This is a genomic window from Streptomyces hygroscopicus subsp. hygroscopicus (assembly GCF_030269125.1).
In the GTDB taxonomy this organism is placed as follows: domain Bacteria; phylum Actinomycetota; class Actinomycetes; order Streptomycetales; family Streptomycetaceae; genus Streptomyces; species Streptomyces hygroscopicus_C.
Window position 1 is genome coordinate 78,617 of record NZ_BSSM01000020.1, and the last position, 24,304, is coordinate 102,920.

Consider the following 24,304-nt stretch of genomic DNA (forward strand, 5'->3'; position numbering starts at 1 on the left):
ATTTCCATGTCCATGGGGTCTCAGTCCACCGTCACGTAGTCGGGGCCGGAGTAACGTCCGGTGGCCAGCTTCTGGCGCTGCATCAGCAGGTCGTTCAGCAGCGAGGAGGCGCCGAAGCGGAACCAGTGGTTGTCCAGCCAGTCCGCGCCCGCCGTCTCGTTGACCAGGACGAGGAACTTGACGGCGTCCTTGCTGGTGCGGATGCCGCCGGCCGGCTTCACGCCGACCTGGACGCCGGTCCGGGCGCGGAAGTCGCGCACCGCCTCCAGCATCAGCAGGGTGTTGGCGGGGGTCGCGTTGACGGCGACCTTGCCCGTCGAGGTCTTGATGAAGTCGGCGCCCGCCAGCATGCCGAGCCAGGAGGCGCGGCGGATGTTGTCGTACGTCGACAGCTCGCCGGTCTCGAAGATGACCTTCAGCCGGGCGTTCGTGCCGCAGGTTTCCCTGACGGCGACGATCTCGTCGTACACCTTCAGGTACTTGCCCGCGAGGAACGCGCCGCGGTCGATGACCATGTCGATCTCGTCGGCGCCCGCGGCGACGGCGTCCCGCACGTCGGCCAGCTTGACGTCGAGGGCGGCGCGGCCGGCCGGGAAGGCGGTGGCGACGGAGGCGACCTTGACGCCGGAGCCGGCGACGGCCTCCTTGGCGACGGCCACCATGTCCGGGTAGACGCAGACCGCGGCCGTGGCCGGGGTCGTGCGGTCCGTCGGGTCGGGGTGGACGGCCTTGGCGCCGAGCGCCCGGACCTTGCCCGGGGTGTCCGCGCCTTCCAGCGTCGTCAGGTCGACCATCGAGATGGCGAGGTCGATGGCGTACGCCTTCGCGGTGGTCTTGATGGAACGGGTGCCGAGCGACGCTGCACGCGCCTCCAGGCCGACCGCGTCGACGCCGGGCAGCCCGTGCAGGAAGCGGCGCAGCGTGCTGTCGGACGCGGTGACGTCGGTGAGCGCGTGTGCGGGGGGTGCGGTGGTGGGCATGGTCACCAGACGAGCATATCTACGCGCGTAGCGGCTGTACAGCCCCAGGGCGGTTTCCGGGGTGGCTCCGGGTCGGGGGCCGGCTGCGCGAGGCCGGGGGCGGGACCGGTCCCCGCTCCGGCCTCCGGGCCGGTCCCCGCTCCGGCCTCCGGGCCGGTCCCCGCTCCGGCCTCCGGGCCGGTGGGGGCGGCGGAGCGCGGGAGGTCACGGATGCGTACGGGTCCCGGGGGACATGGCGGCGGCCGCGCGGTCGTCATGCACAATCGGGGCCATGACGTCCCCGGACCACAAGCCAACCGCTTCGCAGCCTCCGGTGCCCACCGTGAAGGACCGGATCTACCGCTCGCCCATGGGGCTCGCGGGCGGCGTGCTGCTGCTCGCGGTCGTCGCCTGGCTGGGCTTCGACGCGCTGATCAAGGGCCACGGCCGCACCCCGTGGCTCGCCCTGGCCACGATGATCCTGGTCATTCCGCTGGTGATCGCCTTCACGCTGCGCCCGGCGGTGTTCGCCAACGAGGACCGGCTGCGGATCCGCAACCCGTACCGGGTGATCACCGTGCCGTGGGGCGAGGTCGAGGCGCTGCGCTCCGGTTTCACCAACGAGGTGCGCACCAGGTCCGGCGCGAAGTACCAGTTGTGGGCCGTCCCCGTGTCGCTGCGCGCCCGCAAGAAGGCCGAGCGGCGGGCGGCGAGCGCGGCGCGGCGGTCGGCGTCGGACGGTGCCGGGCTCGGCTCCAGGGGCCTCGGCTTCAGCGCGCTCACCGCGCGCGGCGCCGACTCCGCCGGGCCGACCCGGGCGGAGGGCGACAAGGTCATGGACGACCTGCGCGACCTGCTGGACCGGCGCGGAGAGGCGGAGTCGGCCCAGGGCGGGACGACGATCCGCTGGGCCTACGAGGTGGCGGCGCCGACGGTGGCGGGGGCCGTGCTGCTGGTGATCCTGCTGGCGACGAACGGGTGAGGTCGGGGCCGCAGGCCACGCCGCCGCCCGCGGGGCCGCCGCTCCCTGCCGCCCCAGCCGTCTCCGCCGTGCCGTAGCGGACCGTCCGGAAAGCTCATCTGCCCGGCCCGCGGACCGCTGCGCCCGGCGAGGCCGGGCCCTGCCCTCGCCACCGCCGGAACGGCCGCGGTGCCCGGACGGCGCGCGGGCCCGTCCGGTACCCCGTGTCCCGCGGCGGCCGGCCTCGGTCCCCGGCGATGTACCGCCCGCGCCGCACCGGGCCGACCACGTGGCCGTGGCCCGGCCGCACCCGGGGCACGCCGGCGAACGTGCCGCCGTTCCCCCGTCCATGAGGCGCGACCGCTCACCTCCGCGGTCCGCCGAACGGCCGCCGAGGGGGATGCCGGTGTCGTCACCCGGCGCGAGACCGTTCCCGGGTGCGGGGCACCCCCGGACCGGTCGGGAATCCGGGGGTGTCCCTTGCTCGACGGGGCGGTGGGTCAGATGCCCGCGGCCGCCGAGAGGTCGCGCTTGAGGGAGTCCAGGAGGGCCCTCGCGCGGGTGCGGGCGGTGGGGAGGTCCGCGTGGGCCGGGACCGGGACGACGACCTCCAGGTAGCACTTCAGCTTGGGCTCGGTGCCGCTGGGACGGACGATGACGCGGGCACCGTCGAGCGTGTAGCGCAGACCGTCCGTCGGCGGCAGCGTCTCCGTGCCCTTGGTCAGGTCCTCGGCCCGGGTGATGGCCAGGCCCGCGAGCCGCGCCGGTGGCTGTTCGCGCAGGCGGCGCATCGCGTCGGCGATCAGGGACAGGTCCTGGACGCGCACGGACAGCTGATCGGTGGCGTGCAGGCCGTGCTCGACGGCGAGGTCGTCCAGGAGGTCGAGGAGGGTACGGCCCTCCTCCTTCAGCCGGGACGCCAGTTCGGTGATCAGGAGGGCCGCGGTGATGCCGTCCTTGTCGCGCACGCCCTCGGGGTCCACGCAGTAACCGAGCGCCTCCTCGTAGCCGTAGCGCAGGCCGTCGACGCGGGCGATCCACTTGAAGCCGGTGAGCGTCTCCTCGTACGGAAGCCCCGCCCGCTCGGCGATCCGGCCGAGCAGGGAGGAGGAGACGATCGACTCCGCGAACGTGCCCTGTGCGCCGCGGCGCACCAGGTGGGCGGCGAGCAGCGCGCCGACCTCGTCGCCGCGCAGCATGCGCCACTCGCCGCCGTCCTCGACGGCCACCGCGCAGCGGTCGGCGTCCGGGTCGTTGGCGATGACCAGGTCGGGGTCGGTGGCGCGGGCCCGAGCGAACGCCAGGTCCATCGCGCCCGGCTCCTCCGGGTTGGGGAAGGCGACGGTCGGGAAGTCCGGGTCGGGCTCGGCCTGCTCGGCGACCAGCACGGGCTCGGGGAAGCCCGCGCGGGCGAACGCGGCGAGCAGGACGTCCTTGCCGACGCCGTGCATGGCGGTGTAGACGGTGCGGGCGGTGCGGGGTGAGCCGTTCGCCAGTACCGCGTCGGTACGGGCGAGGTAGGCGTCCAGGACCGCGTCGTCCAGGACCTCCCAGCCCTCCTCGGGGCGCGGCACCTCGGCCAGGGAGGTGATCGCGTCGATCTCGGCGGCGATCCCCGCGTCCGCCGGGGGCACGATCTGGGAGCCGTCGCCCAGGTACACCTTGTAACCGTTGTCCTGGGGCGGGTTGTGGCTGGCGGTGACCTCCACGCCCGCGACCGCGCCCAGGTGCCGGATCGCGAAGGCGAGGACGGGGGTGGGCAGCGGACGGGGGAGTACGGCGGCCCGCAGGCCGGCGCCGGTCATCACGGCGGCGGTGTCGCGGGCGAAGTCGGCGGACTTGTGGCGGGCGTCGTAGCCGATGACGACGAGGCCGCCGTCGGTGCCCCCGTGGGGGGTGCCGTTCTTCTTCAGGTACGCGGCGAGACCCGCCGCGGCGCGGATGACGACGCTGCGGTTCATGCGCATCGGGCCGGCACCGAGTTCGCCGCGCAGCCCTGCGGTGCCGAACTGGAGCGTGCCGGCGAAACGTGCCGCCAGTTCCTTCTCGTCGCCGGCGTCGAGCAGTCCGGCGAGTTCGGCGCGGGTGTCCGGGTCGGGGTCCTCGGCGAGCCATGCGCCGGCCCGCGCGATCAGATCGTGCACCTTGGGATCAACCTCTCCTGTGTTGGCCGTTCCGCCGCCCTCCCTCCGACCAGACTCGGTCGGGAGGCGGGCGAGGGGATGTGGTGGCGAGTGGTGGGGTGGCGGGGTGGTCGTGGCGGTGGGGCGGGTGCGTCGGCGGTGTGGGCGGGGGCGCCCACGAGGTCGTGGGGGCACGGTGTCACGGGAGGCGCGCCCGCGTCGCGGTCACGTGCGGGCCGCGTCGCCGCGGGCGCCACGCTCACGTCGCCGCGGGGAGCGCGTCCAGGTCGCCGTCGCGGGTGCGGGTCCGCGTCGCCGCGGTACCGCGCCCGTGCGGACACAGCGATCGGTCGGCGTGTCCCGTACCCGGTCGCGCGCGGCGGCCCGTCCGCGCGGCCGTGGTGGGCGGCTCGCTCGGCACCGCTCGTACCGCCGCGCCCCGACGACCGGCCGGCCGCTCGGCACCCGACCGGACCACTCGGGCCGCCCGTACAGGCGTGGCCGCCCGGGGCCGGCCGGAGCCGCGCCACCGGTATCCGGCCGGACCACGGGTGCCACCCGGCGCTCGACCGAGCCACCCCGCGTACCCCGGCCCTGGAGGCCACCGCGCGAGCGGGGCGCGGCCGGATCACACGACCGTCCGACCGCCCGAGACCGCGGGTCGGCCGAGAGCCGCACGGCACCCGAGTGAACCGACCCCGTGATCCGGCTGGACCACGCGACCGCCCGACGGCCGGCCCGGCCGCTCGTGGCGCGGCGCCTGACCGGATCGCCCGAGCCGCCCGCGGCCGACCGGATCACGCGAGGTGTCCGACGGTCGATCGGATCACCCGCGCTGTCCGGCAGCCGGCCGGATGACGTGTGCCGGCCGGTCCCGAGCGGGTCCGCCGGGGCCCGGTGGTCGGCCGGGGTGGCCGGTCGAGTGGTCCGCGTCCTCCGGCGGGCCGCCGGATCACGCGCGCCACCCGCCGGGCCGCGCGCTCGCGTTCCTGCCCGCCGCGGTCCCCCGGAAGCCCCCCGCCTCCGGGTCCCCGGGGCGGGTCTACAGCTTGCCCAGGACCTGGGCCAGCAGGGTGCCCATCCGGGCGGCCGAGTCGCGGCCGGCCTGGAGGACCTCCTCGTGGTTGAGGGGTTCGCCGGTCATGCCGGCGGCGAGGTTGGTGACGAGGGAGATGCCGAGGACCTCCGCGCCGGCCTCGCGCGCGGCGATGGCCTCCAGGACCGTGGACATGCCGACGAGGTCCGCGCCGATGACGCGGGCCATGCGGATCTCGGCCGGAGTCTCGTAGTGCGGGCCGGGGAACTGCGCGTAGACGCCCTCCTCCAGGGAGGGGTCGACCTCCTTGCACAGGGCGCGCAGGCGCGGCGAGTACAGGTCGGTCAGGTCGACGAAGTTCGCGCCCACGATCGGCGAGGTGGCCGTGAGGTTGATGTGGTCGCTGATGAGCACGGGCTGGCCGGGGCGCATGCCCTCGCGCAGGCCGCCGCAGCCGTTGGTGAGCACCACGGTCTTGCAGCCGGCGGCGACGGCCGTGCGCACGCCGTGCGCGACGGCGGCGACGCCGCGGCCCTCGTAGTAGTGGGTACGGCCCAGGAAGACCAGGGCGCGCTTGTCACCGAAGGAGTACGAGCGGATCTTGCCGCCGTGCCCCTCGACGGCCGGCGGCGGGAAGCCGGGCAGCTCGGTGACCTGGAACTCCGCGTCGGGTGCGCCCAGGGCGTCGACGGCCGGAGCCCAGCCGGAGCCCATCACGAGGGCGACGTCGTGGGTCTCGGCGCCGGTCAGTTCGCGCAGGCGCGCGGCGGCGGCGTCGGCGGCGGCGTAGGGATCGCCCTTGATGTCGTCCGGAAGAAGAGATGCGTTCACGTGGACGAGGGTAGCCGCTTCTCGCCTACGCGCGTAGATGACAGACCTCACCGGATCGGGATCGTTGTCTTGTCGTTTCCGACGATGGATTACCTCGGGTAATCGGTGGCCGCGCGGGCGTGCGCCGGTCAGCAGGGGCGCTTGCGCAGCTCCATCACGTAGTCGTGGGGCGCGCCGGCGGATTCCGCCGCGTCGGCGATCTCGCCCAGGTAGCGGGCCGAGGGAAGGCCGCCCTCGTAGTCGTCGAGGACGTAGGTCCAGGCCGCCTTCTCGCCGTCCAGGGTGTGCACGCGGACACGGATCCGGCGGTACGTGCCGAGGTCCACGCCCTCCCAGCGGTCGAGGGACTCCTCGTCCATGGGCGCGATGTCGTACAGGCCGACGAACACCTGGGCCAGCGGCTCCTCGACGAGGGTCGCCAGCGCGCCCTCCCAGCCGAGCCGCTCGCCCCCGAAGGTCAGCCGCCAGTCGTTCAGCCAGCCCGTGGCGCGCAACGGGGAGTGCGGGGCGCGGCGGGCCATCAGCCGGGCGTCGAGGTTGCCGGCGTAGGCGGCATAGAGCGACATGGGGAGAGGTTACGGCAGCGCCCCCACCCCTCGTACGCGCCCCGGAAGAGAGCCCCGGGCGCCCCGGAGCCGCCGCGGCCCCCGTGCCGCCGCGGCCCCCGTGCCGCCGCGGCCCCCGTGCCGCCGGGCCTCCCGCCCGCGCGGGGCCTCGTCGCCGGGGTTGCCCCGGGGGCGAAGCGGAACGGCACTTCGACGAGGCCGTCGGCGAGGGCCCCGCCCGCCTCGGCTGCCGAGTGTCCGGGCCGCCCCTCGCCGGGGCGTGGCGGGCGGTCGCCGGATGCCCCTCCCCGGGCGGATCGTCCATGACCGCGACCAGCGGGCCGGACCGGTCGTGGACCGTGACGCGGTCGCGGCGGGCCTCGACGGCGGCCGGCCGGGGAGGGACGCGAGCGAGGTGACGCCTGGCGGGTCCGGGAAAGCGCGCCGTACAGGGTCCCCCGGGCCCGGTGACGGGTGTGGTCCACCTGCCGCCTCGCGCGGGGCCACTCCAGGGGGCACGGGGACCCCGCACGTCCCTGACCGCCGTGATCGGGCGACCGCGCCGCACCCCTGCGTCGGCCTCCGCCCCTGCCCGCTCCTGCGGGAACGCCCCGCGGTGAACGCGCGTCGCCGCACGTCGGGAGGTACCCGCTCCCCCCGGGCAGTCGCACCTTGAGGCGTGCGGGACAATGGGGTACGTGACTCGGATCGTGATCATCGGTGGCGGACCCGGCGGATATGAAGCGGCGCTGGTGGCCGCGCAGCTCGGTGCGGAGGTGACCGTCGTCGACTGCGACGGTCTGGGCGGCGCGTCGGTGCTGACCGACTGCGTGCCGTCGAAGACCCTTATCGCTACGGCCGAGGTCATGACGACCTTCGACTCGTCGTACGAGGAACTGGGGATCATCGTCGCCGACGACACCCCGCCCCTGGAGCAGGCCGCCCGCGTCGTCGGTGTGGACCTCGGCAAGGTCAACCGAAGGGTCAAGCGGCTCGCGCTGGCGCAGTCGCACGACATCACCGCCTCCGTGACGCGCGCCGGCGCGCGGGTCATGCGCGGGCGCGGACGCCTGGAGGGCATGCAGGCCCTCGACGGGTCGAGGAAGGTCGTCGTCACCGCCGCCGACGGCACCGAGGAGACCCTCACCGCCGACGCCGTGCTCATCGCCACCGGCGGTCACCCGCGCGAGCTGCCCGACGCCCAGCCCGACGGCGAGCGCATCCTCAACTGGACCCAGGTCTACGACCTCAACGAGCTGCCCGAAGAGCTGATCGTGGTCGGCTCCGGTGTGACCGGCGCCGAGTTCGCCGGCGCCTACCAGGCCCTCGGCTCCAAGGTCACCCTCGTCTCCTCCCGCGACCGCGTGCTGCCCGGCGAGGACCCGGACGCCGCGGCCGTCCTGGAGGACGTCTTCCGCCGCCGCGGCATGAACGTCATGGCCCGGTCCCGCGCGCAGTCCGCCAAGCGCGTCGGCGACCGGGTCGAGGTCACGCTCGCCGACGGCCGGGTCATCACCGGCACCCACTGCCTCATGGCGGTCGGCGCCATCCCGAACAGCGCGGGCCTCGGTCTGGAGGAGGCCGGCGTCAAGGTGCGCGACTCCGGGCACATCTGGACCGACAAGGTCTCCCGCACGACCGCCCCCGGCGTCTACGCGGCCGGTGACGTGACCGGCGTCTTCGCGCTCGCGTCCGTCGCGGCCATGCAGGGCCGTATCGCGATGTACCACTTCCTCGGCGACGCGGTGGCCCCGCTGAACCTGAAGACGGTCTCCTCCAACGTCTTCACCGACCCCGAGATCGCCACCGTCGGCTACACGCAGGCGGACGTGGACGCGGGCAAGATCGACGCCAGGGTCGTAAAGCTGCCCCTGCTGCGCAACCCGCGCGCCAAGATGCAGGGCATCCGGGACGGCTTCGTGAAGATCTTCTGCCGGCCGGGCACGGGCATCGTCGTCGGCGGCGTGGTCGTCGCGCCGCGCGCCTCGGAGCTGATCCACCCCATCTCGATCGCCGTCGACAACAATCTGACGGTCGAACAGATCGCGAACGCGTTCACGGTGTACCCCTCCCTCTCGGGATCGATCGCGGAGGTCGCGCGGCAGCTGCACACCCGCAAGGCGAGCGCCGAGGGCTGATCACCCGCGGCAACTCCCCGCTGGTCGCGGGGAGTTGCCGCACATGCGGCCGGCATGGTCGGGGCGGGTGGGTACCGGACAGGTCCTATACCACTTCGGGTTCCGGCATGCGAACAACTTCTGTTAATCGGCGCAAACTGCTGAAACCAGACGGTCGCTGGGGTTACTGTCAGTTTCGTGTTCGCTGCTGAACGTCGCCAATTGATCCTCGAAATGGTGCGAGCGAACGGTGCCGTGTCGCTCCGTGAGCTCGCCCGCGTCGTCCAGACCTCCGAAGTGACCGTACGGCGGGACGTGCGGGCACTGGAGGCGGAAGGACTCCTCGACCGCCGGCACGGCGGTGCGGTACTGCCGGGTGGTTTCACCCGGGAGTCCGGCTTCCCGCAGAAGTCGCACCTGGCGACCGCCGAGAAGACGGCGATCGCCGATCTCGCCGCCGGCCTCGTCGAAGAGGGCGAGGCGATCGTGGTGGGTGCCGGCACGACCACGCAGGAGCTGGCCCGCCGGCTCGCCCGCGTGCCCGGCCTCACGGTGGTCACCAACTCCCTGCTGGTCGCCCAGGCACTGGCCCATGCCAACCGGGTGGAGGTCGTCATGACCGGCGGCACCCTGCGCGGCTCCAACTACGCGCTCGTCGGCTCCGGCGCCGAACAGTCCCTCCAGGGGCTGCGGGTGTCCAAGGCGTTCCTGTCGGGGAGCGGCCTCACGGCCGAGCGCGGCCTGTCCACCTCCAACATGCTCTCGGCCTCGGTGGACCGCGCCCTCGTGCAGGCCGCCGCGGAGGTCGTGGTCCTCGCCGACCACACCAAGCTGGGCACCGACACGATGTTCCAGACCGTGCCGACGGATCTCATCACGCGCCTCGTCACCGACGAACCGCCCGCGCACGACGACCGCGCCGCCACGGAACTCCAGGCCCTCGCCGACCAGGGGGTGCAGATCGCCGTGGCCGGGGCGAACGGAAGCCCGGGGGGTGACCAGGTCCCGCCGGCCCGCCGAGCCCAGCTGCCGGGACCACGCCGGAGCCAACTCCCCGCCGGGACCCTGCGCTCGGCCTCGGTCCTGTCCGACCAGTCGGCCACGTCGGAGCGGGCCCGGGTCGCCGACCTCCGCCGTAGGTGAGCCGCGCCCCCTCCGACCGGCGGCTTCGCTCGGCGGCGCCGGGCGCGACAGGGCTGCCGGTCCCGGGCCGGTCGGCGGGGATCGCCTGAGGGGGGCCGCCCGGAAGGGCGGGGAACGGACCGTCCCGGCGTCTCGCCCGTCCGGGCGGACGGGCCGGGCAGCCGCGGGAGGGTGCCGCATCGGCGAGTCGGCCGCCGGGACCGGCTGGAGGGGTGCCAGGGCGCGTTGAGCGCCCTGCCCGGCCGTCCACGGCGCCCGGGAGCACGGGGCGGCTCCGAGGCCCGCTGCGGCCGTCCTGCGGCAGCGTGAGCGTCCCCGGGTCCCGTCCGTCCTCGGCCGGCTGATCGCCCCCCGCGCGCACAAGGTGGTCATGCAGGGCGCGGTGTGGGGTGGGGGAGCCGTGCGCGCCCGCATGGCGCGGGGCTTCGGACGGCTGTGGAGCGCCGCCCTGCCGTCCCGGCTCGGGGACACGCCGCCCCGGTACGAGTCGGCCCCCGGCGCGAACGCACCGGGGGCCGGACGGGTGTCCTGCCGCGGACCTCAGTCCTTGATCTCGCAGATGGCCGCGCCCGAGGTGATGGACGCGCCGACCTCCGCGGACAGACCCTTGATCGTGCCCGCCTTGTGGGCGTTCAGGGGCTGTTCCATCTTCATGGCCTCCAGGACGACGACCAGGTCGCCCTCCTTGACCTCCTGGCCCTCCTCGACCGCGATCTTGACGATCGTGCCCTGCATCGGGGAGGCGAGGGTGTCACCGGAGGCGACGGGGCCGGACTTCTTGGCGGCGCGGCGCTTGGGCTTGGCGCCCGCCGCGAGGCCGGTGCGGGCCAGGGACATGCCCAGCGAGGACGGGAGGGAGACCTCCAGGCGCTTGCCGCCGACCTCGACGACCACCGTCTCGCGGCCCGCGTCCTCCTCCGCCTCGACGTCGGCCGGGGCGGCGAAGGGCTTGATCTCGTTGACGAACTCGGTCTCGATCCAGCGGGTGTGGACCTTGAACGGGTCGGTGGAGCCGGTCAGCTCGGGGGCGAACGCCGCGTCCCGGACCACCACGCGGTGGAAGGGGATCGCGGTGGCCATGCCCTCGACCTGGAACTCGTCCAGAGCGCGGGCGGCCCGCTCCAGGGCCTCCTTGCGGGTGCGGCCGGTGACGATCAGCTTGGCGAGCAGCGAGTCCCACGCCGGGCCGATGACCGAGCCGGACTCCACACCGGCGTCCAGGCGGACACCGGGGCCGGACGGCGGGGCGAACGTGGTGACCGTGCCGGGGGCGGGCAGGAAGTTGCGGCCCGGGTCCTCGCCGTTGATGCGGAACTCGAAGGAGTGACCGCGCAGCTCCGGGTCGCCGTACCCCAGCTCCTCGCCGTCGGCGATGCGGAACATCTCGCGGACCAGGTCGATGCCGGCGACCTCCTCGGTCACCGGGTGCTCGACCTGGAGGCGGGTGTTGACCTCCAGGAAGGAGATCGTGCCGTCCTGGCCGACCAGGAACTCGCAGGTGCCCGCGCCCTCGTAGTGGGCCTCCTTGAGGATGGCCTTGGAGGCGCGGTACAGCTCGGCGACCTGCTCGTCGGAGAGGAACGGCGCCGGGGCCTCCTCCACGAGCTTCTGGTGGCGGCGCTGCAGCGAGCAGTCACGGGTGGACACGACGACCACATTGCCGTGCTTGTCCGCCAGGCACTGGGTCTCCACGTGCCGCGGGCGGTCCAGGTAGCGCTCCACGAAGCACTCGCCGCGGCCGAAGGCGGCGACCGCCTCGCGCACCGCGGAGTCGTACAGCTCGGGCACCTCTTCGAGCGTGCGGGCGACCTTCAGGCCGCGGCCGCCGCCGCCGAAGGCCGCCTTGATGGCGATCGGCAGACCATGCTGCTCGGCGAAGGCGACGACCTCGTCGGCGCCCGAGACCGGGTCGGGGGTACCGGCCACCAGGGGCGCGCCGGCACGCTGGGCGATGTGGCGGGCCGCCACCTTGTCACCCAGGTCGCGGATGGCCTGCGGCGGCGGGCCGATCCAGATCAGACCGGCGTCGAGCACGGCCTGCGCGAAGTCGGCGTTCTCCGAGAGGAAGCCGTAACCCGGGTGGATGGCGTCCGCGCCGGACTCCCGGGCCGCGTTCAGGACCTTGTCGATGTCCAGGTAGCTGGTGGCCGGGGTGTCACCGCCCAGGGCGAACGCCTCATCCGCAGCACGGACATGCAGAGCGTCCCGGTCCGGGTCCGCGTAGACGGCAACGCTCGCGATACCGGCGTCCCGGCAAGCCCGAGCCACCCGGACAGCGATTTCGCCACGGTTGGCGATGAGCACCTTGCGCACGATTGAGGCTCCCTCCTTGAAACAAGCCGAGTTTAGGGACAGCCGACACGGCTCTTCGACCCGTCCCCAATGGTGAGCTTGCCCACACGGAGCGTGATGCGTGGCTCGCTGGGCCGCGAAAACCCTCGTCGCACCTTGCTACGCAGGACTCCTCCGGAAAACCCTAGCCCCGCCATGTGGTCAAGGTCTCTGTAAGGGCGTGCTGCGGCCCACTCGGTTTCTTTGTGGAGTCCCTACGAATGGCCCAATGATTCTTTGCGGGCGCACGAACCCTTGTCCCCTGGTTTACCCGTTAGTAGCGTTCGCCCTGTCCGGACGTACTGCGGGTAACCGAGGGGTGGGTGGGGCCGATGGTGCGCAGAACCGTGGCGTGGGGGGTGACCGTCGTCCTCCTCGTGGAGGCGCTCGGCATCGGGGCGCTGAACTGGTTCCTCGGCATGGTCGTGGAGCGCCAGAAGATGTCCATGGCCGGCCTGGACCCGCACCTGATGTCGGTGTCCTCGAAGATCGGCGGCGTGGTCTTCGGCCTCTACTTCGCGCTGTGCGCCCTGGTCGCCCTGCTGGTGGCGGTCCGCGACCGCGCTCCCGCCGGCTTCGGGCGTGTCGTGCTGATCAGCGCGGCGGTCGTGCACGGCCTGCTGGGCGCCTTCGCCTGGGGCCTGGTCGGCCCGACGGCCTTCGCGGCCATGGTCGTGGTGCTGGCGCTCCTGGTGCTGCTCCTGGTGTCGTACGACCGCGACGGCGGCCCCGCCGAGGCCGCCCCCGGCGGGAGCGGCGGGACGGGCGGCGACCCGAAGGGCGCGGACGAGCCGGTGGACGCCTCCGCCGCGCCGGCGGGGGAACCGGCCGCCGGGCGTCCGGCGGAGCCGCAGGACGGGGACGACGAGCCGCAGGACGCCGTCCCCGAGCGGCTCACCCGGCCGGTGCCCACAGCTCCGTGATGCCGACGCCCAGCTCCGCCAGCAGCTTGCGCACCAGCGGCAGGCTGATGCCGATCACATTGCCGTGATCGCCGTCGATGCCCTCGATGAACGGCGCCGAACGGCCGTCCAGGGTGAACGCCCCCGCGACGTACAGGGGCTCGCCGGAGGCCACGTACGCGGCGATCTCCTCGTCGCTGGGCTCGCCGAACCGTACGACGGTGGAGGCGGTCGCCGAGACGTAGCGCTTGGTCTGCGTGTCCCAGACGCAGTGCCCCGTCTGCAGGACGCCGGCCCGGCCGCGCATCGACTTCCAGCGGGCGGCGGCCTCCTCGGCGTCCGCGGGCTTGCCGAGCGCGTGCCCGTCCAGCTCCAGCACCGAGTCGCAGCCGATCACCAGGGCGCCCTGCACCTCGGGCAGCGCCGCCACGACCGACGCCTTCGCCTCGGCCAGGGCGAGCGCCAGCTCCGCCGGGGTGGGGGCGGTGACGGCGTCCTCGTCGACACCGCTCACCACGACCTCGGGCGTGAGGCCCGCCTGCCGGAGCAGGCCGAGGCGGGCGGGGGACTGGGAGGCGAGCACGAGTCGCCTGCGGCGCGTTGCAGTCATGCGGTCAGGTTAGTCACCCGGTTGCGAGCGGGCGCGAATCACCTGCCGGTGGGACCGGGCGCACGCCGGCGGGGTCAGCGCAGACCCATCAGGGCGGCCACGACCATGGCCGCGGTCACGGCCACGGCCATGAGGACGCCGAGCCGCCGCAGCATGTCCTGCGCGTCGCGCAGCTCTTTCGGCGGTTCGTCGTCCGGGTCTGACCACAGCATGCCCCCAGCGTGGGGCCCGGCCGTCGGGGCCGCCTGAGTACGGGTACTCAAGTCGGCCCCCGGCCTCGCGCGACCCCGAGGTCGCGGAAGGTCTAGCCCGGCCAGTACGTGCGGGTCCACGCCGCCGCGCCCGCCCGGGGCACGCGGGCGGAGGCGATGCGGGACGGGTCGGACCACGCGTCCTTCGGGCCCCGCGCGCCGGTCGGCGCGGCCGCCGCCGCCGCGGCGCGGGCGCGGACCACCGCCAGGGCGGCGGCCAGCTCCTCGGGGGTCGGGTTGCCTCGTACGACCTTGATCGTCATGTCGGCTCCTGTCGGTCGGCCGGGCCTTAGAGGGGGATGTTGCCGTGCTTCTTCGGGGGCAGGGACTCCCGCTTGGTGCGCAGCTGACGCAGGCCCCGGACGATGTGGGAACGGGTGTCGGACGGCATGATCACCGCGTCGATGTAACCGCGCTCGGCCGCCACGTAGGGGTTGAGGAGCGTGTCCTCGTACTCCTGGATCAGCCGGGCGCGCACGGCCTCCACGTCCTCGCCGCTCGCGGCCGCCTCGGCGAGCGTGCGCCGGTGCAGGATGTTGACCGCGCCCTGGGCGCCCATGACGGCGATCTGGGCGGTGGGCCAGGCGAGGTTGAGGTCGGCGCCCAGGTGCTTGGAGCCCATGACGTCGTAGGCGCCGCCGAAGGCCTTGCGGGTGATCACGGTGATCAGCGGGACGGTGGCCTCGGCGTAGGCGTAGATCAGCTTGGCGCCGCGCCGGATGATGCCCTCGTGCTCCTGGCCGACGCCCGGGAGGAAGCCGGGCACGTCCACGAAGGTGAGCACCGGCAGGTTGAAGGCGTCGCAGGTGCGCACGAAGCGGGCGGCCTTCTCGGAGGCGTCGATGTCGAGGCAGCCCGCGAACTGCATCGGCTGGTTGGCGACGACGCCCACCGGGTAGCCCTCGACCCGGCCGAAGCCGGTGACCATGTTCGGCGCGAACAGGGCCTGCGTCTCGAAGAACTCGCCGTCGTCGAGGACGTGTTCGACGACCGTGCGGATGTCGTACGGCTGGTTGGCGCTGTCCGGGACGAGGGTGTCCAGCTCGCGGTCCTCGTCGCCGACCGCGAGGTCCGCCTCCTCGGGGAAGACCGGGGGCTCGGAGAGGTTGTTGGACGGCAGGTACGACAGCAGCTGCTTGATGTACTCGATGGCGTCCTTCTCGTCCCCGGCCATGTGGTGGGCCACGCCGGAGACGGCGTTGTGGGTCCGGGCACCGCCCAGCTCCTCGAAGCCCACGTCCTCGCCGGTGACGGTCTTGATGACGTCGGGTCCGGTGATGAACATGTGCGAGGTCTGGTCGACCATGACCGTGAAGTCGGTGATGGCCGGGGAGTACACCGCGCCGCCCGCGCACGGGCCGACGACCAGGGAGATCTGTGGGATCACTCCGGAGGCGTGGGTGTTTCGGCGGAAGATCTCGCCATAGGCGCCGAGCGAGGCGACGCCCTCCTGGATCCGGGCGCCGCCGGAGTCGTTGATCCCGATGACCGGGCAGCCGGTCTTCAGGGCGAAGTCCATCACCTTGACGATCTTCTGGCCGTACACCTCGCCCAGGGCGCCGCCGAAGACGGTGAAGTCCTGGGAGAAGACGGCGACCGGACGGCCGTCCACGGTGCCGTAACCGGTGACGACACCGTCGCCGTAGGGCCGGTTCCTCTCCAGGCCGAAGTTGGTGGAGCGGTGCTGGGCGAACTCGTCGAGCTCGACGAAGGAATCCTCGTCCAGGAGGAGTTCGATCCGCTCACGGGCGGTCAGCTTGCCCTTCGCGTGCTGCTTCTCGACGGCGCGCTCCGAGCCGGCGTGCGTCGCCTCGTGAATGCGCCGCTGAAGATCCGCGAGCTTGCCCGCGGTCGTGTGAATGTCGATCCCTTGGATCTCGTGACGCTCTTCCGGCTCGGACATCGGGATGCGGCTCCCTGCCTGCTCAAAAGGGGGGACGGTTACTCGTTCGTAGAGTAGTGCGGGCCCTACCGATCAGCACTGCGTCGTTTGCCACACCTAGGGTGGCTTGCATGACGCCCCGAGATGCAGCAGACGACAACCCCAGCCGGTGGTCCGATCTGGACCGCCCGCCGCTGAACGCGGCCGCCCTGCGCCGCGCGCTGGTGCGCGGGGGCGGGCTGTGGTCCGAGCTGGAGGTGGTGCAGCGCACCGGCTCGACCAACAACGATCTCGTCGCGCGCGCCGCGGCCGGTCCGGTGGCCGAGGGCACGGTACTGGTGGCGGAGGAGCAGACGGCCGCGAAGGGCCGCCTGGACCGCCGCTGGACGGCTCCGCCGCGCTCGGGCCTCTTCGTCTCCGTTCTGCTGCGGCCCGCCGAGGTGCCGGTGGCCCGCTGGGGGTGGCTGCCGCTGCTCACCGGGGTCGCGGTGGCGACGGGGCTGGCGCGGGCGGCGGGCGTCGACACGGCGCTGAAGTGGCCGAACGACCTGCTGGTGACGGTCGGCGGGGAGGAGCGCAAGGCCGGGGGCATCCTCCTGGAGCGGGCCGGCGACGACGGCGTGGTCATCGGCTTCGGCCTCAACGTCTCGCTGCGCGCCGAGGAACTGCCGGTCCCGCAGGCGGGCTCGCTGCTGCTGGCCGGCGCGGCGACCACGGACCGCGACCCGCTGCTGCGGGCGGTCCTGCGCTCCCTGGAGGACTGGTACGGCCGCTGGCGCGCCGCTGCGGGCGACCCCGCCGAGTCCGGCCTCCAGGACGCCTACGCGGCCGGCTGCGCCACGCTCGGCCGCACGGTGCGGGCGCAGCTGCCCGGCGACCGCGACATCGTCGGCGAGGCGGTGGCCATCGACGGCGACGGCCGCCTGGTCATCGCCACGTCCGAGGGGGTGCAGGAGCCGGTGGGGGCGGGGGACATCGTGCACCTGAGGCCGGCGTGAGCGCGGCGCCCCGGGAACCACGCGCTCGGCCTTGACGGCGCCGCGGCCCGGGAGGGGGCCGCGTGTCCGGGTCGGCGGGTGCCCCGGCGCCCGCGCGTGCCGCCCCACGCGGCCCGGCTGCCCCCAGGCCGCGTCGGGCGGCTGCGTCGCGCTCGGGGGTGCGGCTGTCCGGTGCCGCGGTGCCGCGGCGTGCTGTGTGTCGGCTGGGTCGTGGTTCCCACTGCGAGGCGCGGCGTTCGGCGGTGAGGCGCTGTGGTTCGGGGTGGTGGGCCCGGGGTGGGGGCGCTTGTCCGCGGGGGGAGGCGGTCAGGCGCCGGTCCGTGTCGCCCGCTGGGCGGTGGCGTGTGCTCGGGGAGGTGCGGCCGTCCGGGGCCGTGGCGTGCGTCGGCCGGGTCGTGGTTCCCAGGTGGGAGGCGCGGCGCTCGGCCGGGGCGGCGGGTCGCCCGCGCGCGTGGGCGCGGTGGCGCGCAGGCCATGAGGAGGGCGGGGAGGGTGGGCGGCGGAGGCCGCCCACCCGCACTCAGGGCCGGGGCGATGCCGGACACGAGCGGGACGAGGCCCGCGGCGAGGCCGGCGCGGACCACCGCGTCCTCCCGCGACCGGTCGAGGGGCCGCGTACCGGCGGACGCTCCGCGGTGTGCGACAGCACGTCCTCTCCGGCGGCGGCCGGGTTCGGCGAGGACGCCGAGCGGCTGTGCAGTGCGCCGTCCGGCAGCACGATGTCGGGTCGTTCCCGCGCGGGGTCTTCAGCAGGCCCGGCGCGCGTCACCGCGAGCAGGCCGGTGACGGTGGTGACGCGGCGAGGCAGCCGGTCCGCAGGTCCTCGTGGACGCGGTCGAGCTGGACGCCGAGCGTCGCGCTTGCACGCCGCGACGGTCCGAGGCGGCGCCCCGGCCCCCCGGAGGGGGCGGGGCCCTGGCCCCGGCGCCTCCGCCGCGTGCGCCCGCCGGACCGCGGGTGCGCACGGCGGGCGCGCCCCCCATGCTGTTGGCGGGGGCCGGGTACCGCGGGCCCCCGCGGAACGTCGGCCCCGACCCCGGCGCACGGACCGGTACGGGCAAGTGGACTCGGCCGAACCCGACGGAGTGAGCTGGCGCACACCTGCCGTAGAGTTGAGGCCGGTCGTACCTGACCGCGGCAGATCGGAAGGGCAGCAGGCGTGACCGTCGACGACACGGGCCCCGGCGAGCAGGACCGGACGGACCCCAGCGCCGCCGACTCCGGCGAGGACCCGCTCGCGCTCCGTCTCGAACAGCTCATCCTGGGCGCCGAGCGTCGCTACACCCCCTTCCAGGCCGCCCGCAGCGCCGGCGTCTCCATGGAGCTGGCGTCCCGCTTCTGGCGGGCGATGGGATTCGCGGACATAGGCCAGGCCAAGGCCCTCACCGAGGCCGACGTGCTCGCCCTGCGCCGCCTCGCCGGTCTCGTGGAGGCGGGCCTGCTCAGCGAGGCCATGGCCGTGCAGGTGGCCCGGTCAACCGGGCAGACCACCGCCCGGTTGGCCGAGTGGCAGATCGATTCCTTCCTGGAGGGCCTGACCGAGCCCCCCGAGCCCGGCATGACCCGCACCGAGGTGACGTACCCCCTGATCGAGCTGCTGCTGCCGGAGCTGGAGGAGTTCCTGGTCTACGTCTGGCGCCGGCAGCTCGCCGCCGCCACCGGCCGCGTCGTCCAGGCCGCGGACGACGAGGAGATGGTCGACCGCCGCCTCGCCGTCGGCTTCGCCGACCTCGTCGGGTTCACCCGTCTGACCCGGCGCATGGAGGAGGAGGAGCTCGGCGAACTCGTCGAGGCCTTCGAGACCACCGCCGCCGACCTGGTGGCCGCGCGCGGCGGCCGGCTCATCAAGACCCTCGGCGACGAGGTGCTGTTCGCCGCGGACGACGCGGGCACGGCCGCGGACATCGCGCTGCGCCTGGTGGAGACGCTGGCGCACGACGAGACCATGCCGGAGCTGCGCGTCGGCATGGCGTTCGGCACCGTGACCACCCGGATGGGCGATGTGTTCGGTACGACGGTGAACCTCGCCTCCCGGCTGACCTCCATCGCCCCACGCGACGCCGTCCTGATGGACAGCGCGTTCGCCCAGGAGCTGATCCGCGCCGGCGAGGCGCCCGTCTCCGAGGCGGAGGCGGCCGAGGCCGCGGCGGCCGCCGAGAAGGAGGGCGAGGAGGCGCCGACCTACCGCTTCGCGCTCCAGCCGATGTGGCAGCGCCCGGTGCGCGGCCTCGGCGTGGTCGAACCGTGGCTGCTGACCCGCAGGGACGGCCGGCAGCAGTAGTCCGTCACCCCCCGTGGCCGTCGAGTACGTCCACACAGAGGACGATGATCGGCAGGCAGAGTCCGCCGGGTCCCGGCGCCGGGGTGCTCGGGGCCGGGGTGGGTGCCGGCGGCTGCGTGGGGTGCGAGGTGGGCGCGGGAGGCGCCGGTGCGGTGGCCGTGGGCCGCGGCGGGGCGCTCGGTGCCGTGCTCTTCCCGGGCGCCGGTGGCACCGTACGTCCGGAGCCGCCGGGCCTCGCCGCGGACCCGGTGGGCGCCGGTGCGGGACTCCGTCGGCCCCGTGCGGTGGCCGCCGAGTGCGGCAGGGCGGGGACCGCGGTGCCGACGGCGGTGGCGGTCGTGCCCGCGGGTCCGCCGGCCGTACGGCCGCCGTCCCCGGTCCCGTCGCTCGCGAGCCCGCCGCCCGGGTCGAGCCGCGGTTCGGCCGCGGCGGTCCCCGGGGCGCCGACGCCGGACTCCGGGGACATGCGGACCAGGCTGAGCACCCCGGCCGCGAGGACGAGCCCGCCGGCGGCGAGCCATGCCCTGCGGGGGCGGGGTTTGCGGTGCCGGCCGCGGCGAAGGCCCGAGAACCAGCCGCCGCCGGGCTCCGCCGGTGTCGTCGCGTCCCGCGCGGCACGTGTCGCTGTCATGTCGTCTCTCCCCCCACGCCCCCGACCGCGCAGCGCACGCTATGCGCTCGTGTGGGTGATGTGGACCGAGACGGCCGTGATGTCACTCGAACGGGTGTAGCGGTTCGGGGTTTCCCGCGGTCGGGTGCGACTGCGATGATCGGGCCGACAGGGGTTAACCCGCGTTAACACGTGTACCGGAGGATGCGATGAGCGAGGCGCGGTTCGGGGAGTTCGTGCTGGTAAGGCGGCACGGGTACGTCGCGGAGCTGGTCCTGGACCGGCCCAAGGCGATGAACGCCGTCTCCACGGAGATGGCCCGCTCGATCGCGGCCGCGTGTACGGCGCTGGGGGCGGACCGGGACGCGCGGGCGGTCGTCCTGACGTCGTCGCACGAACGGGCGTTCTGTGTCGGCGCGGACCTCAAGGAGCGCAACTCCTTCAGCGACGCGGACCTGATGCGCCAGCGCCCCGTGGCCCGGGGGGCGTACACCGGGGTGCTGGAGCTGCCGATGCCGACGATCGCCGCGGTGCACGGGTTCGCGCTGGGCGGCGGGTTCGAGCTGGCGCTGTCCTGCGACCTGATCGTGGCCGACCGTACGGCCGTGGTGGGGCTGCCGGAGGTCTCCGTGGGCGTGATCCCGGGCGGTGGCGGTACGCAGCTGCTGCCGCGGCGGGTCGGCGCGGCGCGGGCGGCCGAGCTGGTCTTCTCGGCGCGCCGGCTGGAGGCGGCGGAGGCCGGTGAGATGGGGCTCGTGGACCACGTGGTCGAGGAGGGCCGGGACCGGGAGGAGGCCCTGGAGCTGGCGGCGCGGATCGCGGCCAATTCCCCGGTGGGCCTGCGGGCGGCGAAGCGGGCGCTGCGGCTGGGCCAGGGGCTCGACCTCCGCGCGGGGCTCGAGGTCGAGGACGCGGCGTGGCGCTCGGTGGCCTTCTCCGGCGACCGGGCGGAGGGTGTCGCGGCCTTCAACGAGAAGCGCAAGCCGGAGTGGCCGGGGGAGTAGGTTCCCCCGGACCGGAAGGCGTCACGCCGAACGGAGCCCCTGTTCGCCGCACTCATACCCCGAATTGGAAAAATCCTCCCTAACCTGGAGTAATGGGCGACGACGAGCGGCTGGCCGCGGTGGTGGCGCTGGCGCAGGGGATGGCCGCGGCGCACACCCCCCAGGACTCGTGGCAGGCCGCCGCGCTGGGCGCCTGCCACGCGCTGGACGGCAGCTTCGCCGCGCTGTCGGTGTGGGAGCGGGAACTGGGGCGGCTGCGCGTCCTGGTGAACGTCGGGGACCGGTGCGCGGACGAGGAGGAGTTCCCGGAGGCGGAGTCCTACCCGGTGCACCAGTTCCCGGAGATCACCGAGTTCCTGCACGAGCGCTGGGCCGGCGGCGGCGGTCCCAACGCCTGGGTGGAGACGGCGGAGGGCACGGCCGCCGGCACCCCCGGCTACTTCCACCAGCGCGTCGCCGCCCTGCGCCGCCGCGGCCGGGGCTGCTGCGTCGTCGCCCCGGTCGTGCTGCACGGCAGGGCCTGGGGCGAGGTGTACGTCGCCCGCGCCACCGGGTCCCCCGTCTTCGGGCGCGCCGACGCCGACTTCGCCACCGTCCTCGCGGCCGTCGTCGCCGCGGGCCTCGCGCAGACCGAGCGCCTCGAAGAGGCCCGCCGGCTCGCCTACACCGACGCCCTGACCGGCCTCGCCAACCGTCGTGCCGTCGACGTGCGTCTCGACGAGGCGCTGGAACGGCACCGCGCCGACGGTGCCGTCGTCAGCCTCGTGGTCTGCGACCTCAACGGGCTCAAACGGGTCAACGACACCCAGGGCCACGCCGTCGGCGACCGGCTCCTGGAGCGCTTCGGCTCGGTGCTCTCGCTGTGCGGCGCGATGGTGCCGGGCGCCCTGGTCGCGCGGCTCGGCGGGGACGAGTTCTGCCTCCTCGCGGTCGGTCCGCCCGCCGACGACGTGGTCAAGGCGGCGGACGAACTGTGCCGCCGTGCGGGCGGGTTGGAGCTGGGGGAGGGCGTCGCCTGCGGGGTCGCCTCGACCGGGGACCCGATCGGCCCGGTGGACGACGCGCGGCGGCTGTTCCGCCTCGCGGACGCGGCCCAGTACCGTGCCAAGGCCATGCGCGCCGACCGCCCCGTGGTCGCCGGCCGCGAGGGCCCCGACGACCCCGTCGTCCGCCTCGCCGACGAACCGCCCCCCACCCGCGCCGAACGCCGCCGCTTCCGCGGCCGCAATCCCTGAGGGCTGCGACGAAGCCCACACCACCGCGTAAGGGGCGCTCCCCGTCCCCACTAGTGACAGCATCGCATTCAATGCGTACGCTCCTGAATATGGATATGCACACTGTGGTGGTGGGGACGTCCGGTGTCTCGGCGTCCGACGTTCTCGCCGTGGCACGCGGCGCTGCCCGGATCGAGCTGTCGGAGGAGGCCCTGGCGGCGCTGGCCGCGGCCCGCGAGATCGTGGACGCGCTGGCGGCCAAGCCGGACCCGGTCTACGGCGTCTCCACCGGCTTCGGCGCGCTGGCGACCCGCCACATCAGCCCGGAGCTCCGCGCCCAGTTGCAGCGCAACATCGTCCGCTCGCACGCCGCCGGCATGGGCCCGCGGGTGGAGCGGGAAGTCGTACGGGCGCTGATGTTCCTGCGCCTGAAGACCGTTTGCTCCGGACACACCGGCGTACGTCCCGAGGTCGCGCGGACCATGGCCGACGTGCTCAACGCCGGGATCACCCCGGTCGTGCACGAGTACGGCTCCCTCGGCTGTTCGGGCGACCTCGCCCCGCTGTCGCACTGCGCCCTGACCCTCATGGGCGAGGGTGAGGCCGAGGGTCCCGACGGGGTCGTGCGGCCCGCCGGCGAACTGCTCGCCGCGCACGGGATCCAGCCCGTCGAGCTGCGCGAGAAGGAGGGCCTCGCCCTGCTCAACGGCACCGACGGCATGCTCGGCATGCTGGTCATGGCCCTCGCCGACCTCGACACCCTCTACAAGTCCGCCGACATCACCGCCGCACTCAGCCTGGAGGCGCTGCTCGGCACCGACAAGGTGCTCGCGCCCGAACTGCACGCGATCCGCCCGCACCCGGGCCAGGGCGCCGCGGCCGCCAACATGCTCGCCGTGCTGAAGGGGTCGCAGCTCACCGGGCACCACCAGGACGACGCCCCGCGCGTCCAGGACGCCTACTCCGTGCGCTGCGCCCCGCAGGTCGCCGGCGCCGGCCGCGACACCATGGCGCACGCCCGCCTGGTCGCCGAGCGCGAGCTGGCCTCCGCCGTCGACAACCCCGTCGTCCTGCCCGACGGCCGCGTGGAGTCCAACGGCAACTTCCACGGCGCGCCGGTCGCCTACGTCCTGGACTTCCTCGCCGTCGCCGCCGCCGACCTCGGCTCCATCGCCGAGCGCCGCACGGACCGGCTGCTGGACAAGAACCGAAGCCACGGCCTGCCGCCGTTCCTCGCCGACGACGCGGGCGTGGACTCCGGCCTGATGATCGCCCAGTACACGCAGGCCGCCCTGGTCAGCGAGATGAAGCGGCTCGCCGTACCGGCCTCCGCGGACTCCATCCCGTCCTCCGCCATGCAGGAGGACCACGTCTCCATGGGCTGGTCGGCCGCGCGCAAGCTGCGCACCGCCGTGGACAACCTCACCCGGATCATCGCGATCGAGCTGTACGCGGCCACCCGCGCCCTCCAGCTGCGCGAGGGCCTGAGCCCGGCGCCCGCCTCGCGGGCCGTGATCGAGGCCGCCCGCGCCGCCGGGGTCCAGGGGCCGGGCCCGGACCGCTTCCTGGCGCCCGACCTGGCCGCGGCCGACGCCTTCGTGCGCGGCGGCCACCTGGTCGCGGCCGTGGAGTCGGTCACCGGCCCGCTGCGGTAACCAGCCCGGAGAGGGGCCCCGTTGACGCGCGGGGTCCCTTTTCCGTCACTTCAGCCTGCTCTCCTGCGCCCGCACGACCGCGGGCGTCACCGTGTACGCCTTCCTGGCCGTCATCGCGCCCAGGTTCGTCGTGAAGTACACGGACACGGTGGAGCCGTGCCGGTCCACCTCGGCGTGCACGGGCGCCGCGCCCCCGCCGTCGCTCTGGTCCTCCTTCGCGGTCGCGGCGAACGCCACCGACGCGTCCCCGCCGCCCGCGGGCTTCTCCTCGGCGACCTTGGTGAACCTCACCTCGGCGCCCGCCTGCCGGCCGGTGAAACCCCCCGCGCACGCCTTCACCGCGGTGGACAGCGACTTCATGGCCTGCTCGGCGCCGCCCCCGTCGTACGAGGCCAGCGTCACCGTGGTGACGTCCCGGTCCAGGGACTTCCGCATCGCCTCCTCGAACTCGCCCTCGTCCAGGTCCTCCAGGGACGTCGGACTGGCCGAGGGCTGCTTGCGGGCGTTCTCGGTGGCCATGCGGTCGGTGCTCGCGGGCGCGTCGGTGGGCGGCAGGCCGCTCATCACCCGGGTCAGGGGAACGCAGTCCGCGTTGTCGGTGGTGATCCGCTTGGCACGGGCCTCGGTCACCGGGCCGACCTCGTAGCCGGGCAGTTCGGCCTTGGTGACGATCAGCTTCCTCAACTCGGCGGTGCTCAGCGCCTTGCGCGCGGAGCCCTCCTCCGAGGAGTTCCCGGACCCTCCGTCAGAACAGCCCGTGACAAGGGCGAACGACAGCACGCTCACGGCGATGGTGGCGCACAGCCGCACGCCCGATGATCTCTTCATGGGCGAACTATGTAAGACCTGTC

Annotated in this window: 20 protein-coding genes; 9 read left to right on the forward strand and 11 right to left on the reverse strand. The window is 74.2% G+C overall.

From position 1 onward, the window contains the following. Window positions 1-20: 20 nt before the first annotated feature. Entirely contained in the window at window positions 21-980 is a 960-nt protein-coding gene (deoC, locus tag QSK45_RS33155) for a deoxyribose-phosphate aldolase (protein ID WP_285562668.1), read from the reverse strand. Window positions 981-1,251: 271 nt separating this feature from the next. Between deoC and QSK45_RS33160 the strand changes: the two genes are divergently transcribed. Continuing rightward, entirely contained in the window at window positions 1,252-1,941 is a 690-nt protein-coding gene (locus tag QSK45_RS33160) for a PH domain-containing protein (protein WP_285562610.1), read from the forward strand. A gap of 479 nt (window positions 1,942-2,420) precedes the next feature. On the opposite strand, the gene QSK45_RS33165 is transcribed toward QSK45_RS33160, so the two are convergent. The 3 genes from QSK45_RS33165 to QSK45_RS33175 all read right to left on the reverse strand — a co-directional run bounded on the left by QSK45_RS33165 (window position 2,421) and on the right by QSK45_RS33175 (window position 6,476). Further along, window positions 2,421-4,064 (reverse strand): phospho-sugar mutase, encoded by a 1,644-nt coding sequence (locus QSK45_RS33165; RefSeq protein WP_285562611.1) that lies wholly within the window; start codon window positions 4,062-4,064, stop codon window positions 2,421-2,423. Between the two features lie 1,021 nt (window positions 4,065-5,085). Next, window positions 5,086-5,910, reverse strand: a complete 825-nt coding sequence (locus QSK45_RS33170; protein ID WP_285562612.1) for a purine-nucleoside phosphorylase — start codon at window positions 5,908-5,910, stop codon at window positions 5,086-5,088. 128 nt (window positions 5,911-6,038) lie between these two features. Then, window positions 6,039-6,476 carry a gamma-glutamylcyclotransferase family protein gene (locus QSK45_RS33175; RefSeq protein ID WP_285562613.1) on the reverse strand — a complete coding sequence of 146 codons (438 nt, stop codon included), beginning with the start codon at window positions 6,474-6,476 and terminating at the stop codon, window positions 6,039-6,041. Between the two features lie 668 nt (window positions 6,477-7,144). Here QSK45_RS33175 and QSK45_RS33180 point away from each other — a divergent pair. Together QSK45_RS33180 and QSK45_RS33185 are read left to right on the forward strand one after the other, a co-directional pair. Continuing rightward, on the forward strand, window positions 7,145-8,593 hold the full coding sequence (locus QSK45_RS33180) for an NAD(P)H-quinone dehydrogenase (protein WP_285562614.1): 1,449 nt from the start codon (window positions 7,145-7,147) through the stop codon (window positions 8,591-8,593). A 213-nt stretch (window positions 8,594-8,806) separates the two neighbouring features. Further along, window positions 8,807-9,715 (forward strand): DeoR/GlpR family DNA-binding transcription regulator, encoded by a 909-nt coding sequence (locus QSK45_RS33185; protein WP_395483681.1) that lies wholly within the window; start codon window positions 8,807-8,809, stop codon window positions 9,713-9,715. A 540-nt stretch (window positions 9,716-10,255) separates the two neighbouring features. Here QSK45_RS33185 and QSK45_RS33190 read toward each other — a convergent pair. Next, complete coding sequence (locus QSK45_RS33190; protein ID WP_285562616.1) at window positions 10,256-12,028, reverse strand: acetyl/propionyl/methylcrotonyl-CoA carboxylase subunit alpha; 1,773 nt, start codon at window positions 12,026-12,028, stop codon at window positions 10,256-10,258. Window positions 12,029-12,378: 350 nt separating this feature from the next. On the opposite strand from QSK45_RS33190, the gene QSK45_RS33195 reads away from it, so the two are divergent. Then, on the forward strand, window positions 12,379-12,969 hold the full coding sequence (locus QSK45_RS33195) for a hypothetical protein (protein ID WP_285562617.1): 591 nt from the start codon (window positions 12,379-12,381) through the stop codon (window positions 12,967-12,969). On the opposite strand, the gene QSK45_RS33200 is transcribed toward QSK45_RS33195, so the two are convergent. The 4 genes from QSK45_RS33200 to QSK45_RS33215 all read right to left on the reverse strand — a co-directional run bounded on the left by QSK45_RS33200 (window position 12,941) and on the right by QSK45_RS33215 (window position 15,712). Next, the gene (locus QSK45_RS33200; RefSeq protein ID WP_285562618.1) at window positions 12,941-13,558 is read right to left on the reverse strand and encodes a Maf family protein; all 618 of its coding nucleotides are present in this window, start codon (window positions 13,556-13,558) and stop codon (window positions 12,941-12,943) included. The two genes, QSK45_RS33195 and QSK45_RS33200, sit on opposite strands and share 29 nt — an antisense overlap. Window positions 13,559-13,632: 74 nt before the next feature. Next, window positions 13,633-13,770, reverse strand: a complete 138-nt coding sequence (gene mmpB / locus QSK45_RS33205; RefSeq protein WP_167532143.1) for a morphogenic membrane protein MmpB — start codon at window positions 13,768-13,770, stop codon at window positions 13,633-13,635. A 92-nt stretch (window positions 13,771-13,862) separates the two neighbouring features. Further along, window positions 13,863-14,072, reverse strand: a complete 210-nt coding sequence (locus tag QSK45_RS33210) for an acyl-CoA carboxylase epsilon subunit (protein WP_285562619.1) — start codon at window positions 14,070-14,072, stop codon at window positions 13,863-13,865. 26 nt (window positions 14,073-14,098) lie between these two features. Further along, window positions 14,099-15,712, reverse strand: coding sequence for an acyl-CoA carboxylase subunit beta (locus QSK45_RS33215; protein ID WP_285562620.1), 1,614 nt, complete (start codon window positions 15,710-15,712; stop codon window positions 14,099-14,101). Window positions 15,713-15,822: 110 nt separating this feature from the next. On the opposite strand from QSK45_RS33215, the gene QSK45_RS33220 reads away from it, so the two are divergent. Together QSK45_RS33220 and QSK45_RS33225 are read left to right on the forward strand one after the other, a co-directional pair. Further along, on the forward strand, window positions 15,823-16,689 hold the full coding sequence (locus QSK45_RS33220) for a biotin--[acetyl-CoA-carboxylase] ligase (protein ID WP_285562621.1): 867 nt from the start codon (window positions 15,823-15,825) through the stop codon (window positions 16,687-16,689). 1,159 nt (window positions 16,690-17,848) lie between these two features. After that, window positions 17,849-18,970 carry an adenylate/guanylate cyclase domain-containing protein gene (locus QSK45_RS33225; RefSeq protein WP_285562622.1) on the forward strand — a complete coding sequence of 374 codons (1,122 nt, stop codon included), beginning with the start codon at window positions 17,849-17,851 and terminating at the stop codon, window positions 18,968-18,970. A gap of 4 nt (window positions 18,971-18,974) precedes the next feature. On the opposite strand, the gene QSK45_RS33230 is transcribed toward QSK45_RS33225, so the two are convergent. Then, window positions 18,975-19,601, reverse strand: a complete 627-nt coding sequence (locus QSK45_RS33230; protein WP_285562623.1) for a hypothetical protein — start codon at window positions 19,599-19,601, stop codon at window positions 18,975-18,977. A 188-nt stretch (window positions 19,602-19,789) separates the two neighbouring features. Between QSK45_RS33230 and QSK45_RS33235 the strand changes: the two genes are divergently transcribed. The 3 genes from QSK45_RS33235 (at window position 19,790) to hutH (ending at window position 23,453) form a co-directional block, all read left to right on the forward strand. Beyond that, window positions 19,790-20,584 (forward strand): enoyl-CoA hydratase/isomerase family protein, encoded by a 795-nt coding sequence (locus tag QSK45_RS33235; RefSeq protein WP_285562624.1) that lies wholly within the window; start codon window positions 19,790-19,792, stop codon window positions 20,582-20,584. Between the two features lie 92 nt (window positions 20,585-20,676). Then, window positions 20,677-21,819, forward strand: coding sequence for a GGDEF domain-containing protein (locus QSK45_RS33240; protein ID WP_285562625.1), 1,143 nt, complete (start codon window positions 20,677-20,679; stop codon window positions 21,817-21,819). A gap of 95 nt (window positions 21,820-21,914) precedes the next feature. Beyond that, window positions 21,915-23,453 carry a histidine ammonia-lyase gene (hutH, locus tag QSK45_RS33245; RefSeq protein ID WP_285562669.1) on the forward strand — a complete coding sequence of 513 codons (1,539 nt, stop codon included), beginning with the start codon at window positions 21,915-21,917 and terminating at the stop codon, window positions 23,451-23,453. A gap of 45 nt (window positions 23,454-23,498) precedes the next feature. Here the strand turns inward: hutH and QSK45_RS33250 are convergent, their stop codons facing one another. Beyond that, window positions 23,499-24,281 carry a hypothetical protein gene (locus QSK45_RS33250; protein ID WP_285562626.1) on the reverse strand — a complete coding sequence of 261 codons (783 nt, stop codon included), beginning with the start codon at window positions 24,279-24,281 and terminating at the stop codon, window positions 23,499-23,501. Window positions 24,282-24,304: the final 23 nt, after the last annotated feature.

What these genes read in the sequence shown, in the direction of transcription:
- deoC (WP_285562668.1), bottom strand. Translation starts at nt 980, where the DNA reads ATGCCCACCACCGCACCCCCCGCACACGCGCTCACCGACGTCACCGCG.
- QSK45_RS33160 (WP_285562610.1), top strand. Translation starts at nt 1,252, where the DNA reads ATGACGTCCCCGGACCACAAGCCAACCGCTTCGCAGCCTCCGGTGCCC.
- QSK45_RS33175 (WP_285562613.1), bottom strand. Translation starts at nt 6,476, where the DNA reads ATGTCGCTCTATGCCGCCTACGCCGGCAACCTCGACGCCCGGCTGATG.
- QSK45_RS33180 (WP_285562614.1), top strand. Translation starts at nt 7,145, where the DNA reads ATGGGGTACGTGACTCGGATCGTGATCATCGGTGGCGGACCCGGCGGA.
- QSK45_RS33185 (WP_395483681.1), top strand. Translation starts at nt 8,807, where the DNA reads ATGGTGCGAGCGAACGGTGCCGTGTCGCTCCGTGAGCTCGCCCGCGTC.
- QSK45_RS33195 (WP_285562617.1), top strand. Translation starts at nt 12,379, where the DNA reads ATGGTGCGCAGAACCGTGGCGTGGGGGGTGACCGTCGTCCTCCTCGTG.
- QSK45_RS33200 (WP_285562618.1), bottom strand. Translation starts at nt 13,558, where the DNA reads ATGACTGCAACGCGCCGCAGGCGACTCGTGCTCGCCTCCCAGTCCCCC.
- mmpB (WP_167532143.1), bottom strand. Translation starts at nt 13,770, where the DNA reads ATGCTGTGGTCAGACCCGGACGACGAACCGCCGAAAGAGCTGCGCGAC.
- QSK45_RS33210 (WP_285562619.1), bottom strand. Translation starts at nt 14,072, where the DNA reads ATGACGATCAAGGTCGTACGAGGCAACCCGACCCCCGAGGAGCTGGCC.
- QSK45_RS33215 (WP_285562620.1), bottom strand. Translation starts at nt 15,712, where the DNA reads ATGTCCGAGCCGGAAGAGCGTCACGAGATCCAAGGGATCGACATTCAC.
- QSK45_RS33220 (WP_285562621.1), top strand. Translation starts at nt 15,823, where the DNA reads ATGACGCCCCGAGATGCAGCAGACGACAACCCCAGCCGGTGGTCCGAT.
- QSK45_RS33230 (WP_285562623.1), bottom strand. Translation starts at nt 19,601, where the DNA reads ATGACAGCGACACGTGCCGCGCGGGACGCGACGACACCGGCGGAGCCC.
- QSK45_RS33235 (WP_285562624.1), top strand. Translation starts at nt 19,790, where the DNA reads ATGAGCGAGGCGCGGTTCGGGGAGTTCGTGCTGGTAAGGCGGCACGGG.
- QSK45_RS33240 (WP_285562625.1), top strand. Translation starts at nt 20,677, where the DNA reads ATGGGCGACGACGAGCGGCTGGCCGCGGTGGTGGCGCTGGCGCAGGGG.
- hutH (WP_285562669.1), top strand. Translation starts at nt 21,915, where the DNA reads ATGCACACTGTGGTGGTGGGGACGTCCGGTGTCTCGGCGTCCGACGTT.
- QSK45_RS33250 (WP_285562626.1), bottom strand. Translation starts at nt 24,281, where the DNA reads ATGAAGAGATCATCGGGCGTGCGGCTGTGCGCCACCATCGCCGTGAGC.